Source organism: Photobacterium sp. DNB23_23_1 (assembly GCF_052873815.1).
Genome location: NZ_JBNNXT010000008.1, coordinates 115,859 through 132,471, shown reverse-complemented (window position 1 = coordinate 132,471; position 16,613 = coordinate 115,859). Strand labels below are relative to the sequence as shown.

18 protein-coding genes, 1 riboswitch and 1 other annotated feature are annotated in these 16,613 nt (G+C 48.2%); of the genes, 4 read left to right on the top strand and 14 right to left on the bottom strand.

Annotation, left to right across the window (positions count from 1 at the left end; translation table 11 throughout):
• Window positions 1-65: 65 nt before the first annotated feature.
• The 3 genes from minE to minC are packed head-to-tail and all read right to left on the bottom strand — an operon-like array spanning window position 66 to window position 1,832.
• A complete protein-coding gene (gene minE / locus ACVA53_RS07680) occupies window positions 66-329 on the bottom strand; it encodes a cell division topological specificity factor MinE (RefSeq protein WP_255040127.1) in 264 nt (87 codons plus the stop codon).
• A gap of 6 nt (window positions 330-335) precedes the next feature.
• A complete protein-coding gene (minD, locus tag ACVA53_RS07675) occupies window positions 336-1,148 on the bottom strand; it encodes a septum site-determining protein MinD (RefSeq protein ID WP_255040126.1) in 813 nt (270 codons plus the stop codon).
• Window positions 1,149-1,169: 21 nt separating this feature from the next.
• A complete protein-coding gene (gene minC / locus ACVA53_RS07670; protein WP_446504833.1) occupies window positions 1,170-1,832 on the bottom strand; it encodes a septum site-determining protein MinC in 663 nt (220 codons plus the stop codon).
• A gap of 221 nt (window positions 1,833-2,053) precedes the next feature.
• Between minC and ACVA53_RS07665 the strand changes: the two genes are divergently transcribed.
• Together ACVA53_RS07665 and ACVA53_RS07660 are read left to right on the top strand one after the other, a co-directional pair.
• Window positions 2,054-2,338 (top strand): YcgL domain-containing protein, encoded by a 285-nt coding sequence (locus ACVA53_RS07665; protein WP_255040237.1) that lies wholly within the window; start codon window positions 2,054-2,056, stop codon window positions 2,336-2,338.
• A gap of 3 nt (window positions 2,339-2,341) precedes the next feature.
• Window positions 2,342-3,310 carry a lytic murein transglycosylase gene (locus ACVA53_RS07660; RefSeq protein WP_446504832.1) on the top strand — a complete coding sequence of 323 codons (969 nt, stop codon included), beginning with the start codon at window positions 2,342-2,344 and terminating at the stop codon, window positions 3,308-3,310.
• 281 nt (window positions 3,311-3,591) lie between these two features.
• On the opposite strand, the gene ACVA53_RS07655 is transcribed toward ACVA53_RS07660, so the two are convergent.
• Entirely contained in the window at window positions 3,592-3,987 is a 396-nt protein-coding gene (locus ACVA53_RS07655) for an H-NS family histone-like protein (protein WP_255040123.1), read from the bottom strand.
• A gap of 370 nt (window positions 3,988-4,357) precedes the next feature.
• Window positions 4,358-4,541, top strand: a riboswitch (Lysine riboswitch).
• Window positions 4,542-4,640: 99 nt separating this feature from the next.
• Here ACVA53_RS07655 and ACVA53_RS07650 point away from each other — a divergent pair.
• Window positions 4,641-6,236, top strand: coding sequence for a Na+/H+ antiporter NhaC family protein (locus ACVA53_RS07650; RefSeq protein WP_255040122.1), 1,596 nt, complete (start codon window positions 4,641-4,643; stop codon window positions 6,234-6,236).
• Window positions 6,237-6,418: 182 nt separating this feature from the next.
• On the top strand, window positions 6,419-6,997 hold the full coding sequence (locus ACVA53_RS07645; RefSeq protein WP_255040120.1) for a thymidine kinase: 579 nt from the start codon (window positions 6,419-6,421) through the stop codon (window positions 6,995-6,997).
• A gap of 68 nt (window positions 6,998-7,065) precedes the next feature.
• Here ACVA53_RS07645 and hisIE read toward each other — a convergent pair whose 3' ends face one another.
• From hisIE to ACVA53_RS07595, 10 genes are all read right to left on the bottom strand, one after another.
• Complete coding sequence (gene hisIE, locus ACVA53_RS07640) at window positions 7,066-7,692, bottom strand: bifunctional phosphoribosyl-AMP cyclohydrolase/phosphoribosyl-ATP diphosphatase HisIE (RefSeq protein WP_255040119.1); 627 nt, start codon at window positions 7,690-7,692, stop codon at window positions 7,066-7,068.
• Window positions 7,689-8,462 (bottom strand): imidazole glycerol phosphate synthase subunit HisF, encoded by a 774-nt coding sequence (gene hisF / locus ACVA53_RS07635; RefSeq protein ID WP_446504831.1) that lies wholly within the window; start codon window positions 8,460-8,462, stop codon window positions 7,689-7,691. Before hisF ends, hisIE begins: the two co-directional genes overlap by 4 nt.
• Window positions 8,463-8,479: 17 nt before the next feature.
• Window positions 8,480-9,214: a 1-(5-phosphoribosyl)-5-[(5-phosphoribosylamino)methylideneamino]imidazole-4-carboxamide isomerase gene (gene hisA, locus ACVA53_RS07630; protein WP_255040117.1), complete on the bottom strand. Its 735-nt coding sequence runs from the start codon at window positions 9,212-9,214 to the stop codon at window positions 8,480-8,482.
• A gap of 15 nt (window positions 9,215-9,229) precedes the next feature.
• On the bottom strand, window positions 9,230-9,877 hold the full coding sequence (gene hisH / locus ACVA53_RS07625) for an imidazole glycerol phosphate synthase subunit HisH (RefSeq protein ID WP_255040116.1): 648 nt from the start codon (window positions 9,875-9,877) through the stop codon (window positions 9,230-9,232).
• Window positions 9,877-10,962, bottom strand: coding sequence for a bifunctional histidinol-phosphatase/imidazoleglycerol-phosphate dehydratase HisB (hisB, locus tag ACVA53_RS07620; protein WP_255040115.1), 1,086 nt, complete (start codon window positions 10,960-10,962; stop codon window positions 9,877-9,879). The genes hisH and hisB overlap by 1 nt, the downstream gene beginning before the upstream one ends.
• Window positions 10,963-10,979: 17 nt before the next feature.
• Entirely contained in the window at window positions 10,980-12,026 is a 1,047-nt protein-coding gene (gene hisC / locus ACVA53_RS07615) for a histidinol-phosphate transaminase (RefSeq protein WP_446504845.1), read from the bottom strand.
• A gap of 7 nt (window positions 12,027-12,033) precedes the next feature.
• A complete protein-coding gene (hisD, locus tag ACVA53_RS07610; RefSeq protein ID WP_446504830.1) occupies window positions 12,034-13,347 on the bottom strand; it encodes a histidinol dehydrogenase in 1,314 nt (437 codons plus the stop codon).
• Window positions 13,348-13,350: 3 nt separating this feature from the next.
• A complete protein-coding gene (gene hisG / locus ACVA53_RS07605; RefSeq protein ID WP_446504829.1) occupies window positions 13,351-14,247 on the bottom strand; it encodes an ATP phosphoribosyltransferase in 897 nt (298 codons plus the stop codon).
• 36 nt (window positions 14,248-14,283) lie between these two features.
• Window positions 14,284-14,421, bottom strand: a sequence feature (His leader region).
• 380 nt (window positions 14,422-14,801) lie between these two features.
• Complete coding sequence (locus ACVA53_RS07600; protein ID WP_446504828.1) at window positions 14,802-15,341, bottom strand: YchJ family metal-binding protein; 540 nt, start codon at window positions 15,339-15,341, stop codon at window positions 14,802-14,804.
• Entirely contained in the window at window positions 15,338-16,570 is a 1,233-nt protein-coding gene (locus ACVA53_RS07595) for an EAL and HDOD domain-containing protein (protein WP_446504827.1), read from the bottom strand. The genes ACVA53_RS07600 and ACVA53_RS07595 overlap by 4 nt, the downstream gene beginning before the upstream one ends.
• Between the last annotated feature and the right edge of the window lie 43 nt (window positions 16,571-16,613).

Genomic DNA, 16,613 nt, shown 5'->3' with positions numbered 1-16,613 from the left:
TATAGCAAACAAAAAGCCCCGCATTGTGTGCGGGGCTTTTTAATAGGAGTAAGTCGAGGTTGGTATTACTTTTCTTCGTCAGGTAGGGTAACGTTGAGTTCGAGTACGGAAAGATCTTCTTCTTTCTGATCGAGGTTGACTGTTACCTGCTCAGGGCTGATTTCAACATACTTGCGGATGACGTCCAGGATATCCTGCTTCAACTGCGGTAAATAACTAGGTGCACTTTGATCAGCAGAGCGGCGTTCAGCAACGATAATTTGCAGCCGCTCTTTGGCTAGACTGGCAGTCGTTGTTTTCTTGGGGCGGAAGAATTCTAACAATGCCATCGTGTATTACCCTCCGAATAGGCGTTTTAGGAAGCCTTTCTTCTCTTCCTCAAGGAAGCGGAAGGGACGCTCTTCACCAAGCAATCGAGCAACGGTATCTTCGTAGGCGATACCCGCATCCGATTCTTTGTCAAAAATGACTGGCTCACCTTTGTTTGAGGCGTTCAGTACCGCTTGGCTTTCAGGGATCACTCCGAGTAGAGGGATATGAAGAATTTCTTCGACATCGCCAACACTCAGCATTTCACCTAATGTCACACGAGCTGGGTTATAGCGTGTTAGCAGTAGATGAGTTTTCACTGGGTCTTCGGCTTGCTCGGCACGGCGGGACTTAGAGTCGAGGATACCAAGAATACGGTCTGAGTCACGCACAGAAGAGACTTCTGGGTTGGTGGTGACGATGGCTTCATCTGCAAAGTACAACGCCATCAGTGCGCCGGTCTCGATGCCTGCCGGTGAATCACAGATAATGAAATCAAAACCCATTTCAGTCATATCGTTGAAAACACGTTCGACGCCTTCACGACTCAGCGCGTCTTTGTCACGGGTTTGGGAAGCGGGCAGGACATACAGATTGTCGACACGCTTGTCTTTGATAAGTGCTTGGTTTAGGTTAGCTTCACCATTGATGACGTTGACGAAGTCATATACTACACGACGTTCGCAGCCCATGATGAGGTCAAGATTACGCAGGCCGATATCGAAATCGATCACCGCTGTTTTCTTGCCTGTAAGTGCAAGGCCCGATGCAATAGCTGCACTCGAGGTCGTTTTACCAACGCCACCTTTACCTGAGGTAACAACGATAATTCGTGCCATCTTAAAATTCCTTATTAAACGCTATAAAGCCATTTGCTCTATGTTCAAATTATTTTCAGCCAGCGAGATAACGACATTCTCTCCCCAGAACTCTTCTTGTATTTTGTCGCTTAACCAGTAATTTCCAGCAATGGAAATGAGCTCCGGTTGGCAGTTATGACAGAATATCTTCGCCTCTTTTTGACCGTTGGCCCCGGCGATAGCACGGCCTCGTAGGGTTCCATAAATATGGATACAACCATCAGCAATTATTTCTGCTCCAGGGCTTACATGTCCCAATACTATCAGATCACTATTTTTAGCATAAATTTGCTGCCCTGACCGAACTGGATTCTTAATGATTTTTGTCGGTGTCATCACAGGCTCAGCCGCTTTGGCCTGTTTGGCCGCATTCATGATGGCAAATCCGGCTTGTTTCGCCCGTTCTTGCAGTTCAGGTTGTTTGCAACCACTTATTCCGACAGGGATCATTCCGGCCTTTTTGACCTGGCTTTTTAGTAACGCGAAGTCCAACTTATTTCCGGCTTGGCTGACATCAATGACGATGGGGGCTGCTGAAAAGAAATGGGGAGCCTGCTCAACCTTCTCTTTGAGAAAGTTAACTGCTTGCTGTATGTCGCCGTCCACTAAATGGAGGGCAGAGAGGGTGAATGAGCCTCCCTTGAGTTCTGCAGATTTTGTCATGTTTGCTGATGACTGTCGCTAAATTAGTCGTTCGGGAACGTTATCTCTTGGGTAACTTGCATGTTATATTCCAAACCGTATATCAGCAAGCTATCCTTGCTTTTGCGTTGGAAATTCAGACAACCGTCTCATCAAGTAGGCGATTCACCCTCGACAGGGGAATGATTCGCGTGAATCGTTGTCTGACAAAGAGCGAAATTAACGTACAGGTTACCGACAATATGTTGTGTTCTATTTACAAAAGCCCTAAAAAAGATAATACCTATCTGTATATCAACAATAAAGATGATTTCTCACCAGTACCTGACGCTTTGTTGAAAACATTTGGTACGCCACAATTTGTCATGGTAATTAAGTTAGATGAACGGCATAAGTTGGCACAGGCAGATATCGAAAAAGTGAAAGTGGAACTCAAAGGAAATGGATATTACCTGCAAGTACCGCCACCCGTGCCAAACTTACTGGAGCAATACAAAGCGGATAAAGCCGCCAGCAGCAAAGGATAAACTATGCATAAGCGATTGATATCGGCCTTTGTGGCCTTAGGGTTAGGATTATCGTCGGCAGTTTATGCTGATGAGGGATTTGATGATTATGTCGAAGGACTAAAAGTAGAAGCCCAGGAAAAAGGAATTTCAGAGTCGATTATCAACTCTGCTTTTGAGGGCATTACGTTTGTCGAACGTGCAGTAAAAGCGGATAAAAACCAACCAGAGCGTAAATTGACGCTGGATGAGTATATTCCGCGTGCGGTGCCAGCTTGGAAAGTAAAGCAGGCAAATGAGCTTTATCGTCAGCATAAATCAACGCTGGATAAAATCGGCCAGCAATATGGCGTTCAGCCACGCTTTATTGTTGCCCTGTGGGGGGTGGAAAGTAATTTCGGTCGCCTGATGGGTAATTATAATGTGGTTGAAGCTTTATCAACTATGGCTTATGAAGGTCGTCGTGAAGCGTTTTTTCGCGGGCAGGTCATGGCGGCGCTGGAAATATTGGATGCTGGCCATATTAGTCCAAAAGAGATGAAGGGCTCTTGGGCGGGGGCGATGGGGCAACCTCAGTTTATGCCAACGTCATTTTTGTCTTATGCAGTTGATGGCAATAATGACGGAAAGATTGATATCTGGCAGACAGAGGCTGATGTTTTTGCCTCTGCCGCGAATTATTTAAAAAAAGCGGGCTGGGATGATCAATATACCTGGGGCCGACAAGTTTCATTACCCGCTTCTATCGATGCTTCGTTGATGGGGGTTGAAAAGAGCAAAGCCAAAAGCCTAGTAGACTGGCAACGATTAGGTGTTCGCCGTTTTAATGGCCAGGTACTGCCGAGTGTTGATATTGAAGCATGGCTTATCCAACCGGATGATAAACATGGTCGAGCCTACTTGATCTACGGTAATTACCAATCCTTACTTAAGTGGAACCGTTCGCACTATTTCGCCTTAGCGGTAAGTCATTTAGCCGATCAGATTCGTTAATGTCATAATATGACAAAAAAGTCAGGCTAAAAGGTCTGGCTTTTTATGCTAAAAAGTAAGTAAAGACTCACCAATAACCTGTAATGATGGCGCAATACCAATGGTTTATTATTGACTGTCATATAGTGTTCAAACCAAACGTGTTGTTACTATGCACTTGGTAATACAAGTTTAGCCTTTGAAAATCAAAGGTTTAAATAAAAGGCTTCTGACGTTGAACGGATAATAAAAAACCCGACAAAAGTCGGGTTTTTTTAGATGTTCGCAGATGATTTGAACTATTAGATTTCAAATTCTTCTAGAGACTTACCGTCATCAAGAGCTTTTTTAAGAGCACTTGGTGTACGGCCTTGACCAGTCCAAGTTTTCTCGTCACCGTTTTCATCGATGAAGCGGTATTTAGCTGGACGCTGTGCACGTTTCGCTTTAGGAGCTTTATTTAGAGTTGCTAGAAGCTCTTCTGGGTCAATGCCGTCAGCAAGAAGCATTTCACGGTATTGAGCTAGTTTTTCTGTACGTTCTTTTTCTTTAGCGATTTCTTCAGCTTCAGACTCTTCACGCTCAGTAACAACAGTTTGAAGTTTTTCTAGCGCTTCCTGTAGTTGCTCAAGAGAATATTCACGAGAAAGAGCGCGAAGGCTGCGAAGGTTAAGTAGCGCTTTCATTGCATCAGACATTTTTTATTTCCTGTAGGTCTAAAACTATAAATTAATAATAGCAGTGACAATTCAATAATTGCAATAATAATACTTTTAATACGGCGATGCCAATTAAAAAATGAAGTGTTTATTTATTTTTTTGCAATTTACTGGGTTCATTTCTCATTTGTAATAGATTGTAATGGTCGAGATGAGTAAATATTCTTATCCACAATCAACAGGGACGGTTAAATAATTGCCATCAATTTCATATGCAATGGGTATGAAAAATTGCTTTTAACTGTCTAATTCTTGTTCTTTGCGGCAAGACTATTCACTATTTGTGTCATTTTTTTCACGTTAACTGGTTGCATTTGAATGTCTATTCCGTAGAATTGACCAAACCTAGACTAAGGGTAGAGGTGCATCGTCTATTAGTAGTAAATCGTAGGGTGATACCGATGAGGATTTACGAAAGGAGCCGTTGCCGAAGCAAGCTCGGATTATCAAGCCAACTTGCTGGGGTTGTCACCGAATAGGGATAACACTGCCATAGTATATAATTACATTAACTATGGAGCGCTACTGTGGAGTCGGAAAAGGGCCTTATCCCTTCCTTATGCTCTTCTATACACGACAAGATGTCGTGTTAAACAGTAGATCTCCAACCAGGATCGGTTGTAGTCGAGATCATGAATATTGTAGATTTTTCCCATTCCGCCATGTCATTGTTGCCACCTTTGGTTGCATTGGGTTTGGCAATCCTTACACGACGCGTTTTAGTTTCTTTGGGTGTTGGTGTCCTGTTGGGCGCATTCCTGCTGACTGATTTTTCGGTAGGTGGCACCGCAAACTATATTGGAACCACGGTTAAAGGGCTGTTTATTGATGACGGTGCCATTAACAGCTGGAACATGAGTATTGTCGCCTTCCTTATTTTGCTGGGTATGACCACAGCATTGCTAACACTTTCTGGCGGTACCCGTGCATTTGCTGAATGGGCACAAACTAAAATCAAGAGCAAGCGTGGTGCTAAACTGCTAGCTGCTTTCTTGGGTGTGTTTATTTTTGTTGATGATTACTTCAATAGTTTGGCCGTTGGTTCGATCTCACGTCCAGTGACAGATCGTTTCTATGTTTCCCGCGCTAAGCTGGCCTATATCCTTGACTCAACAGCTGCGCCAATGTGTGTGCTCATGCCTGCTTCTAGCTGGGGTGCCTATATTATCACTTTGATTGGCGGTATTTTGGCATCGCATGGTGTGACGGAATATACTCCGTTGGGTGCATTCGTGCAGCTGGCACCAATGAATTTCTATGCAGTGTTTGCCCTGCTGATGGTATTCGTGGTGGCGTGGTTCCAAATTGATGTTGGCCCGATGAAAAAACACGAGCTAGAAGCCAGTCACTGCCGCGGTTTTGACGAAGGTGATGACGACAGCCGTGCCAAAGATCTGAATGATGAACTTGAAATTGAAGAAAGCAAAAATGGTCGTGTTGCCGATCTTATCATGCCAATCGTGATGCTGATTGTGGCGACTTTCTTCTTTATGATCTTTACGGGTTACCAAGCGCTGGCAGCTGACGGCCTTGCGTTTAATGTATTAGGCGCCTTTGAGAATACCGATGTGGGTATGTCTCTGGTCTACGGTGGCCTTGTGGGTTTTGTTGCTGCGCTTATTCCTGTAATCCGCCAGCGTATCCCGGCGGCTGATGTGTCGTCTACGTTGTGGATCGGTGCTAAGTCTATGTTAGGCGCGATTTTAATCCTGCTGTTTGCGTGGAGCATCGGTTCGGTGATCAGCGATATGGCGACCGGTAAATACCTGTCGACAATGGTGGAAGGGAATATCAGCCCGATGCTGTTGCCTGCTATTCTGTTCTTGCTTGCAGGCCTGATGGCATTCTCAACCGGTACCTCTTGGGGTACGTTCGGCATCATGCTACCAATCGCGGGTGATTTAGCTGCCGCGACGGATATCATGCTAATGCTACCTATGCTAGGCGCAGTATTGGCGGGTTCTGTTTTTGGTGACCACTGTTCGCCTATCTCTGATACGACTATCCTGTCGTCGACAGGTGCCCGTTGTCACCATATTGATCATGTCTCTACTCAGCTACCGTATGCGTTGTCGATGGCAGTAGTATCAACCATTGGCTTCTTGGTACTTGGCTTCACCAGTTCTCTCGCGGTGTCGTTCTTGGCCGCAACCGTAGCCTTTATCTTAGCTTGTGCTGGATTGTCATGGCTATCTCGCCGTCCTCAGGAAGCAACGGCTAACGCTTGATGCTGATCGTTTGAATATGAAAAAGCCTGTATTTTGATGCAGGCTTTTTTATTTCAGTGAGATGTGAGGTTGTCCGCTATCTGGTTACAAAGAAGTTGAGCTTGCTCCTTTCAATCTGAAGGGCTTTTCTGTAGCATCTCGGCTGATTTTTTACGCACCAATCGTATTACTAGGGAAGCTTAATGGCCCAGATGTATTTCTATTACTCGGCAATGAATGCGGGTAAGTCGACAACATTATTACAGTCATCATTTAATTACCGCGAGCGGGGTATGACGCCGGTGATTTTTACCGCGGCGATTGATGACCGTTATGGCAAAGGCATGGTCAGCTCTCGTATTGGTTTGCAAGAAGAAGCTGAGCTTTTTAATGCAAGCGATGATCTTTACGCCCGCCTGCAAGATATGAATGCAACACAAAAAGTTGACTGCGTATTGATTGATGAATGCCAGTTTTTAACCAAAGAGCAGGTTTATCAATTAACGGAAGTCGTCGACAAGTTAAATATACCTGTGCTTTGCTATGGGTTGCGCAGTGATTTTCGTGGTGAATTATTCGCAGGAAGCCGTTATTTACTTGCGTGGGCAGATAAATTGGTTGAATTGAAAACCATCTGCCATTGTGGCCGTAAAGCCAATATGGTAATCCGCCAAGATGCCAGCGGCAAAGCAATTGCTGACGGTGATCAGGTTGAAATTGGTGGTAACGATCGCTATGTATCGGTATGCCGAAAGCACTACAAGGAAGCCCTTGAGCGCTAAATATTGCATTCAATAAAAAGCCCGGCCAATTTTGACCGGGCTTTTTGTTAACCAATTGTCAAGTCGCTCTATTTATGGCGCTCTTGTAACTTGGCCGTGACATCCGACAGCGACATCCCCTGATCTTGCAAAAGCACCAACAGGTGGTAGATCAAATCAGCTGACTCACAGACTAATTCCGCCTTGTCACCCGACGTTGCCGCAAGCGCGACTTCAACGCCTTCTTCACCCACCTTCTGCGAAATCCGCTTGGTCCCACGGGCATACAAACTGGCGGTATAGGACGATTCGGGATCGGCACCTTTACGAGAAGCCAAGACCTGTTCAAGTTGATGAAGGAACACCAGAGCAGGCTGCTCAACCTGTCCTTCTTCAGCGGTATCGCTGTCAAAGCAGGTTGTGGTATTCAAGTGGCAGGTTGGGCCGATAGGGTCAACTTTCACCAGCAGGGTATCTTGGTCGCAATCGAGTTTGATACTTTTGAGTTGTAACACATTGCCGGAGGTTTCCCCTTTGGTCCAAAGACGTTCTTTGGTGCGAGACCAAAAAGTGACTTGTTGGGTTTCAAGGGTTTTGCTCAATGCTGAGTCATTCATGTACCCCAGCATCAGTACCTGACCGCTGGTGTTGTCTTGCACGATAGCCGGAACCAATCCGTCTACTTTGTCCCAATTAATGCTGCTTGCTAGGCTCATAGTCGGATCTCCACACCTTGTTGTTTCAGATATTGCTTGAGCTCACCAATATTGATGATTTGTTTGTGGAACACCGATGCGGCAAGGGCACCATCGACATTCGCTTTGTTAAAGGCATCGGCAAAGTGCACCATCTCCCCGGCACCTCCCGAGGCAATAAGCGGCACATGGCAGACGTCACGCACCATGTCGAGTTGAGTGAGATCGTAACCGTTGCGAACGCCGTCCTGATTCATCATGTTGAGGACAATTTCACCAGCACCGCGTCGCTGGACTTCCTGCACCCAGTCGCGAGTTTCCCAGCGGGTAGCCTTGGTACGGCTTTCGTCTCCAGTGAACTGGTAGACTTGGTATTTGCCGGTATCGGCATCAAAGTAGGAATCGATGCCCACCACGATACATTGCACGCCAAATTTATCAGCAAGCTCAGTGATCAGGTTTGGATCAGCTAATGCTGGCGAGTTGATCGAAACTTTATCAGCACCAAACTGCAAGATACGGCTGGCGTCTTTGGCAGATTTGATCCCGCCGGCAACACAGAAAGGAATGTCGATCACTTCTGCCACACGGGCAACCCAGCTCTTATCGACTACCCGTCCGTCACTGGACGCGGTAATGTCATAGAACACTAGCTCGTCGGCGCCTTCTTCTGCATAACGTTTGGCGAGCGGAACGATGTCACCGATAATTTCGTGGTTACGGAACTGTACCCCTTTAACTACTTGACCATCTCTTACATCAAGGCAGGGAATTATTCGTCTAGCTAACATCTGTCAATCTCCTTGCCTTATTCTGCCCAGCAAGCAAAGGCCTGCTCAGCGGTAAATTTGCCATCAAGCAGGGCTCGGCCAACGATCACGCCAGCAACGCCTGAGCCTTTTAGGGCGGCGATATCATCGAGTGAACCAATTCCACCCGATGACTGGAATTGTACTTGCGGGTAAAGGGCACAAAGATCTTGGTAGAGCTCGACATTGGAGCCTTCCAATGTACCGTCACGGGAAATGTCGGTGCACAAAACATGCTTGAGGCCGACAGTCAGGAAGTTATCGAGCAGGGCTTCGATCGTCACGCCCGAGTCTTCTTGCCAACCAGAAACGGCGACATTACGCTTGCCGTTTGCATCAATATTGATATCCAGTGCCAGCACAATACGCTCAGGGCCGTATTTTTCCATCCAGCCTTTGACCAATTCAGGTTGTTTCACGGCCGTTGAACCAATCACCACGCGCTGAGCGCCGGCATTGAGAAGATCCGCAACGTCTTGCTCGGTACGAACGCCTCCGCCAATTTGGATATTGGCCGGTGTGCTAGCCAGCAACTTGCTGATCAAAGTCAACTGGCGGGCAGCGGTATCTTTGGCACCGGTAAGGTCAACCAAGTGTAGCCACCCGGCACCAGCTTGGTGGTAGAGGCTGAACTGCTCGGCAGGATCAACCTTGTATTCGGTGACCTTGCCATAGTCTCCCTGAAATAGGCGGACAACCTGACCGTCAATTAAATCGAGTGCGGGGATAATCATAATTCGTCCTTGTCCTTACATTTCCAGAAAGTTTTTGATCAGTTGCGAGCCGGCTTTGCTTGAGCGTTCAGGGTGGAATTGCACGCCGTAGTAATTGCCGCTCTGTACCGCTGCGGTGAATGGTTGTCCGTATTCGCAACGGGCAATCGTTCGACCTTTACCTTGCTCAGATTCTGGTTCGCCGAACACTGGCATCGCATAGCTGTGAACAAAGTAAAAGTAACTCTCTGCTGGGATGTCTTTAAATAGAGGGTGTTCAGCTTCCGCGGCAACGGTGTTCCAGCCCATGTGAGGCAGGGGCAGATTGCCGGTTTGCATCTTTTTCACCGGCGCGCCACACAAGCCGAGGCAATCGACCTTTTCGGTACCGCTTTGTCCTTGCTCTTCCGACAGCTCACCGAGGAGCTGCATCCCCAAACATATACCAAGCAGCGGCTTATCAACCTTCTTTACCAGGTTGATAAGATCACGTTCTTCGAGGTTTTTCATTGCCTCGCTGGCAGTGCCGACGCCTGGCAAGAAGAGTTTGTCTGCTGCCAAAACGACCTCGGGATCTTTACTTACCGTTACCGGGTAGCCTAGCCGCTCGATGGCAAAACGCACTGATGACACATTGGCACAACCGGTATCGATAATAACGACTTGTTGGTTAGGCGCTGACATTACAATACTCCCTTGCTGCTTGGCAGCTCGTTGCCTTCCACTTGAATAGCTTGGCGCAGGGTACGACCAAAGGCCTTGAACAGGCTTTCGACAATGTGGTGATCATTGTTACCGGTCGATGACAGGTGCAGCGTACAGGCTAGAGTATCGGTTAGTGAGCGGAAGAAGTGCGAGACCATTTCCGTCGATAAATCACCTACCTGCTCACGGCTGAACGTTGCGTCGAACTTCAAGAATGGGCGGCCGGATAGATCCAGTGCACACTGGGCCAGGCATTCGTCCATTGGCAGGCTGAAACCAAATCGGCCGATCCCGCGTTTGTCGCCAAGGGCCGTCTTCAAGGCTTCACCCAGTGCCAGCGCTGCATCTTCTACGCTGTGGTGATCATCAATGTGCAGATCGCCATCGACGGTCAGCTCCATGCGGAAACCGCCGTGGGTCGCAATTTGATCCAGCATGTGGTCGAAAAAGCCAAGGCCGGTGGCAATGTGGTTGCCGCCAGTTTCATCCAGGTTAACCTTGACTCGGATATCGGTTTCCTTGGTGGTGCGCACCACCTCGGCGATCCGTGGGCGAGTGGTTAGATCTTTAACGATCTGTTGCCAGTTCATGCCGTCCTCTTCGCTAGAGTTCGGGGTGTACTGGATACCACGGATAGCCATGTTTTCAGCCAGCTGGAGATCGGTTTGGCGATCGCCGATCACTGCCGATGTTTCGAAATCCACCTTGCCTTGTTGAAGGTAGTCTTTGACGAGCCCAAGTTTTGGCTTGCGGCAGCTGCAGTTGTCTTCATTGAAGTGCGGGCAGATCAGCACATCGTCGAATTTCACTCCTTGCGACTCGAAGATCTCCATCATCATGTTATGCGGGGCATCGAACTCTTCTTGTGGGTAGCTGCTGGTGCCAAGGCCGTCTTGGTTCGTGACCATCACTAACTTGTAACCTGCATCCTGAAGCTTTAGCAATGCAGGGATCACAAAGGGCTCCAGCTTGAGCTTGTCTAGGCGGTCGACCTGAAAATCAATAGGCGGTTCAACAATCAGGGTGCCGTCACGGTCGATAAATAAGATTTTTTCCTTGCTCACAGTGTTGTCCTTTTCTCTTAGTTTTGTCCTAGCTGCTCTCGGATGAAGGCCAGTGTTTTTTCACATTCGTCGCGGTTACCGATGCTGATCCGGATACAGTTTTCTATTGGTGAACGGCGCAGGATAATGCCGTGATCCCACAGGGCGTTAAACAGGGCCTCTGCATCGGGGAATTTCACCAGTAGGTAGTTGCCGTAGCCTTCAAAAACGGTCACGTTTTTCAGCATACCGAGGCCAGCTTGGAGATAAGCGCGGTTGGCACCGATATCCAGTACCTGGAATTTGGTTTTGGCGCGACCAGCAGGGGACAGCGCTTGCACCGCGATATCGGTTACCGGAACCGATACTGGGTAGGGGGCAATGACTTTTAATAGCAGATCAATGACCTCTGGGCTGGCCAAGGTAAATCCACACCGCAGACCGGCAAGGGCAAAGGCCTTAGACAGAGTACGCAGCACAACCAGGTTCGGGTATTGATCCAGCATATTGGCCGTTGTGGCCTCAGGGCAGAAATCAATGTATGCCTCATCGACCACAACCAGTGCCTTGCCCTGAGTCATATCCAGCAAGGTTTCGATATCCTGACGCTTGATCAGGTTGCCTGTTGGGTTGTTTGGACTGCAAACAAAGACCAGTTTAACCCCATCGAGGTTGTCGCGGATGCCCTCAAGATCAAGCTGCCACTCTTCGGTCAGCGGAACGGTCTTGGTGCCGACATCGAAGGTTTGCGCACTGATGGCATACATACCGTAAGTTGGTGGGCAGTATAGAATGCTATCTTGGTTTGGCTCGCAAAATGCGCGGATCAGCAGCTCAATACCTTCATCGGCGCCGCGTGAGGTCAGGGTCTGCTCTGGGCGGACACCAGCGTAATCGGCATAGGCTGCAATTAGCTCTGCTGGCTGGCAGGTGCTGTAGCGATTGAGGCGATCGCAGTTGATGTTATATTCATTGGCAAAAGGCGACTCGTTGGCATTGAGCCAGATATCACCGCTGCCACCAAGGCGACGTGCTGACTGGTAAGGTGTCAGCTCGCGAACTGTTTTCCGTGCCAGTTGATCTATTTTCATTTTATGCCTCATTGTTTACATCGTTTGTGCCGATCAGTTTTTCCATACGGATTGTGACTGCACGTTTATGGGCATCGAGACCTTCGGCTTCGGCAATAGCGACAACTGTTGGCGCTAACTCTCTCAGGCCATCGGCACTGAGCTCTTGTACTGTCATGCGTTTGCTGAAGTCGGCTAAACCCAGGCTTGAATAAGTACGGGTGTAGCCGTACGTTGGTAATACATGGTTGGTTCCGGAAGCGTAATCGCCCACCGATTCCGGTGACCAGTTACCGAGGAATATTGATCCTGCATTATCCAGTTGCGATACCAGATCTCGCGGATTGCGGGTTTGAACAATCAAGTGCTCTGGACCGTAGTGGTTGGAAATCGATACACATTGGGTCAGGCTTTCGGCCACAATCAAAATACTTGAGCCAAGCGCCTGGCGGGCAATGTCTGCACGGGGTAGGGCCTTGAGCTGTTGTTGGATCGCATCGGCGGTACGATCGGCAATACTTGGGTCCGGTGTGAGCAGGACGACCTGTGAGTCAGGGCCGTGCTCGGCTTGACTGAGCAAGTCAGCGGCAATGAAATCAGGATCGGCACTGTTATCGGCAATGACCAAGACTTCGGATGGGCCTGCTGGCATATCAATCGCTGCGCCGCGAAAGTCATTGCTGACCTGGCGCTTAGCTTCGGTAACGAACGCATTACCTGGGCCGAAAATTTTATCCACCTTGGTCACGGTCTCGGTGCCGTAAGCCATGGCGGCAACAGCTTGCGAACCACCGGCGTTATAGATATTGGTAATGCCACACAGCTTGGCGACATAGAGGATTTCATCGGCGATCGGTGGCGGTGAACAAAGTACCACTTCGCGGCAGCCTGCAATCTGGGCTGGTACACCAAGCATGAGAACCGTTGATGGCAATGGGGCGCTGCCGCCCGGAATATACAAGCCCACAGAGTTGATCGGGCGGGTCACTTGTTCACACACTACACCCGGTTGGGTCTCGACCCGCAAAGTGGGTTGTTTTTGCGCTTTGTGGAAGGTCGCGATATTTTTGTAGGCCTGCTGTAGCGCCTGCTTCATGTCATCGCTCAACCTCGCACAGGCGGCGGATACTTCATCTTCACTGACCTTGATGCTATCAGGTTTAACACCGTCAAACTTTTCAGTCAGCTCAAGCAGGGCCTGATCGCCACGATTGCGGATGTCAGCAATCACATTGGCAACAATCGCGGTGATGTTGGCGCCTTCGGTGATTGCTGGGCGCTCAAGCAGGTTTTCTTGTTGGTTTATGCTAAGGGATTGCCACACAACGGTTTTCATTGCTTACTCCATCATTTTTTCAATTGGTAGAACCAGGATTGAGCTAGCGCCCAGTTCTTTAAGTTGTTCCATGGTTTCCCAGAACAAGTTTTCGGAGCTAACAAGATGAACGGCTACGCGGCTTTTATCCTGTGAAAGAGGTAACACGGTTGGATCTTCAGCGCCCGGTAGCAGTGCTTTGATTTGGTCAAGGCGCTCTGCTGGCGCGTGCAGCATGATATATTTGGATTCTTTGGCTTGGATGACACCCTGCATACGGGTTAGCAAACGCTCGATAAGGGCTTGCTTGTCAGCAGCTAGGTCACCAGTCTGCTGGATAAGAACCGCTTTAGAGCGAAGGATCACTTCTGCTTCTTTTAGGCCATTGGCTTCCAGTGTTGCCCCAGTTGAGACTAAGTCACAGATAGCATCGGCAAGTCCAGCTCGTGGGGCAACTTCGACTGAGCCGTTAAGCATACAGGTACTGAAAGTCACGCCCAGCTCGTCCATATAGCGCTTTACCAACTGCGGGTAGGTGGTCGCAATCCGCTTACCTTGCAAGTCCTGAGGTCCGTTGTATTGGGCATCTTTGTCGATGGCAATCGACAAGCGGCAACCGCCGAAGTCCAAGCGTCGAAGTTTGATGTAGTTTGCTGGCTCACCACGGGCTTCACGCTCAAGGCCGACTTCTTCCAGTTCGTTTTCGCCAATGACACCAAGGTCAACCACACCGTCCATGATCAGGCCTGGGATATCATCATCACGTACCAGCAGTAGGTCAATTGGCATGTTTTCAGAGTGTACCACCAAGCGCTCGCCCAACATGTTGAACTTCACGCCACAGCGCTTAAGCAGTTCCTGGCACTCTTTGCTCAGGCGTCCTTTTTTTTGAATCGCAATTCGTAGTCGTTGTGTCTGCATTGTTTTAATCCCTGTTACTCGATGTTGAGCCTGAAAACGAAAAAACCCTCGGAAGATGTCTCTTCCGAGGGCCTTGTAATCTGTACTATGACGACCGCTGGAAGAGTATTTTTTGCGTCTTCCAGAGCGAGGCGTATCCTCCCGAAAGACTAATCAGGATGATGATGGTGGTGAAAGTTTACCATTGGGATACGCATAGTTATGTACTCTGTATAAATCATTATTAACGCTTGCTTGTGATTCACACTAACGAAGCTGGATTTATTTTGCAATAGCAATTTTACGGAAATATTAAAAATTTATCAGGCGGTGATTAGGTGATGGGTAAAATACAGTCAACTATAGGGATGATGCGATGATATTAGACGTTTTTAAGCGGTTACCACAAGATGCTGCATGCGCGTTTGCAACAAGGTGTTTTACGAACCGTTAACGGTGATCTGGGGGAGAGTAAAGACAACCTAGAAGGTGGTTATTCGAATTGGTGAATAATGTTCTGGAAGAGAAAGCTCCCCTGCATAGGCAGGGGCGCTAAATGAAGGTATCGGTTGGTATTAACCGCAACACTTTTTGTATTTTTTATCACTACCACATGGGCAAGGATCATTGCGGCCGATCTTATCGCTTACTGCTGAGGTTGGCTTATGCTTCTCGACAGCTGCACGGTGCTCTTCGGAATTTGAAGGCCCTGGGTATTCGCCGTCAATGTAGAACCATTGGAGTTGGTCATTAACTGCCTCTTTGATGAAGCGAGAGCGTTCGTGTAGGCAGTATTGCTCGTCGCCATCTTGATAAAACGCTTTGAACTCGACAAAACCTTCGGTCTCTGTCGCAATTTCGCTGTTGATTACCTCTAGACCCAGCCATTGGCTATTGACCGATTCGGCAATCGCTTCACGGTGTTGCTCTGCTTCGCAACTAGGGTGGTAGGTTGCCACAACATAATCGACTAACCCCAGCACGTGGGCGCTGTAACGGGAGCGCATCAATTGCTCTGGGTGGTTAGCTAAACTTGGATTTTGGTGGATAGGTTGGCAGCACTTAGCCAGCGGACGTTGGCTGCCACATGGACACGACAGGGGGGATTGGGTCATGGTTTACTCGGTAATGTTTGCTCAAAGACAGTTGCCCATTTTAAAGATTCAAGATAGGCCTCTGCAACGATTGATTCATCAATCGTTAGTGCTTTGCACAGCCGTTCAATGGTCTGCCAGTCAGCTTGATCGTAGGCAATAGCTAGGCGCAATAGTCCCCCTAGGTGGCCTTTGCGGTTAATGAGGGCGTGCTGGACGGGTTTATCCAGTGGTAATTGGTCAATCAGCGCTTCAATAGGTTGCTCGAGGATAGAATCGAGCAGGGAAAATAAACCGGTTAAGAAGGCTTGGTTACTGTCTATTCGTAACTGGAATTGTTGGCTTAACTGTTCACAGAAGCGGGCGCGCTGTAGCGATAAGAAGTAAAGCGATTCGGGTTTGTTTTCAACCGCATGGGAGGTCGCAACAAAGGTCACAAAGCGTCGTAGTTTCTCTTCGCCTAAATACACCAATGCCTGTTTGAAGGAGGAGATGGGCTTGGCGCGGGTATAAGTCATGTTATTGACATGGCGCAGCAACTTGTATGACAGCGTTAAGTCGGTGGCGATAATCTGCTCTACCTTGTTAAAGTCGACTTCGGCAGAGATTATTTCACGATATAGTCGCAAAGTCGTGAGGGCAGAAGGCTTGAGCGCTTTCTTACGCACGATTTCAGGGCGGCTGAAAAAATAGCCTTGGAACAGGTCAAATCCGGCTTCGCTGGCCGCCATGAACTCGGCATGGGTCTCAACTTTTTCTGCCAGAAAGGTAAGGCGGCTGCCTTTTTCTTTGTGGCGGCGGATAAAAAAGCTCGCCTTGGCCAATGGCGTCACCCGAAGATCAAATTTGATAATATGAACATACGGGATAAAGCGGTTCCATTCAGGGCTAGGAGTAAAATCGTCCAAGGCTAAGGTATAACCGGCTCGGTGAAGTTCTACCACGGCTTCCCAAAGCTCATCATCAGGCTGGCAAGTTTCCAGTATTTCAATAATGAAGCTTTTTTTAGGAAATAGCAGCGGTACCCGGTTGATCAGGCTACAGTGTGGGAAATTAACAAAGGCTTTTTTTCCCGAGGTCACATCACTATTGCCAGAGCTTAAAAAGTTATCTGTCAGCAGGCGATGAGTTGCCTGCTCGTCACCAATATCAGGGAAGCTGTTTTTCGGGCCATCTCGGAATAGCAACTCATAACCGATGGTATCCTTTTCCCTATTTAGTACAGGCTGTCTGGCAAGATATGAATTCATGTAAACAATAGTCGTTCTTAGGCATGGTAGTCATTATAAACGC

What these genes read in the sequence shown, in the direction of transcription:
- minE (WP_255040127.1), bottom strand. Translation starts at nt 329, where the DNA reads ATGGCATTGTTAGAATTCTTCCGCCCCAAGAAAACAACGACTGCCAGT.
- ACVA53_RS07645 (WP_255040120.1), top strand. Translation starts at nt 6,419, where the DNA reads ATGGCCCAGATGTATTTCTATTACTCGGCAATGAATGCGGGTAAGTCG.
- hisIE (WP_255040119.1), bottom strand. Translation starts at nt 7,692, where the DNA reads ATGAGCCTAGCAAGCAGCATTAATTGGGACAAAGTAGACGGATTGGTT.
- ACVA53_RS07655 (WP_255040123.1), bottom strand. Translation starts at nt 3,987, where the DNA reads ATGTCTGATGCAATGAAAGCGCTACTTAACCTTCGCAGCCTTCGCGCT.
- ACVA53_RS07595 (WP_446504827.1), bottom strand. Translation starts at nt 16,570, where the DNA reads ATGAATTCATATCTTGCCAGACAGCCTGTACTAAATAGGGAAAAGGAT.
- minC (WP_446504833.1), bottom strand. Translation starts at nt 1,832, where the DNA reads ATGACAAAATCTGCAGAACTCAAGGGAGGCTCATTCACCCTCTCTGCC.
- hisG (WP_446504829.1), bottom strand. Translation starts at nt 14,247, where the DNA reads ATGCAGACACAACGACTACGAATTGCGATTCAAAAAAAAGGACGCCTG.
- hisF (WP_446504831.1), bottom strand. Translation starts at nt 8,462, where the DNA reads ATGTTAGCTAGACGAATAATTCCCTGCCTTGATGTAAGAGATGGTCAA.
- ACVA53_RS07650 (WP_255040122.1), top strand. Translation starts at nt 4,641, where the DNA reads ATGAATATTGTAGATTTTTCCCATTCCGCCATGTCATTGTTGCCACCT.
- minD (WP_255040126.1), bottom strand. Translation starts at nt 1,148, where the DNA reads ATGGCACGAATTATCGTTGTTACCTCAGGTAAAGGTGGCGTTGGTAAA.
- ACVA53_RS07660 (WP_446504832.1), top strand. Translation starts at nt 2,342, where the DNA reads ATGCATAAGCGATTGATATCGGCCTTTGTGGCCTTAGGGTTAGGATTA.
- ACVA53_RS07665 (WP_255040237.1), top strand. Translation starts at nt 2,054, where the DNA reads ATGTTGTGTTCTATTTACAAAAGCCCTAAAAAAGATAATACCTATCTG.
- ACVA53_RS07600 (WP_446504828.1), bottom strand. Translation starts at nt 15,341, where the DNA reads ATGACCCAATCCCCCCTGTCGTGTCCATGTGGCAGCCAACGTCCGCTG.
- hisA (WP_255040117.1), bottom strand. Translation starts at nt 9,214, where the DNA reads ATGATTATCCCCGCACTCGATTTAATTGACGGTCAGGTTGTCCGCCTA.
- hisH (WP_255040116.1), bottom strand. Translation starts at nt 9,877, where the DNA reads ATGTCAGCGCCTAACCAACAAGTCGTTATTATCGATACCGGTTGTGCC.
- hisD (WP_446504830.1), bottom strand. Translation starts at nt 13,347, where the DNA reads ATGAAAACCGTTGTGTGGCAATCCCTTAGCATAAACCAACAAGAAAAC.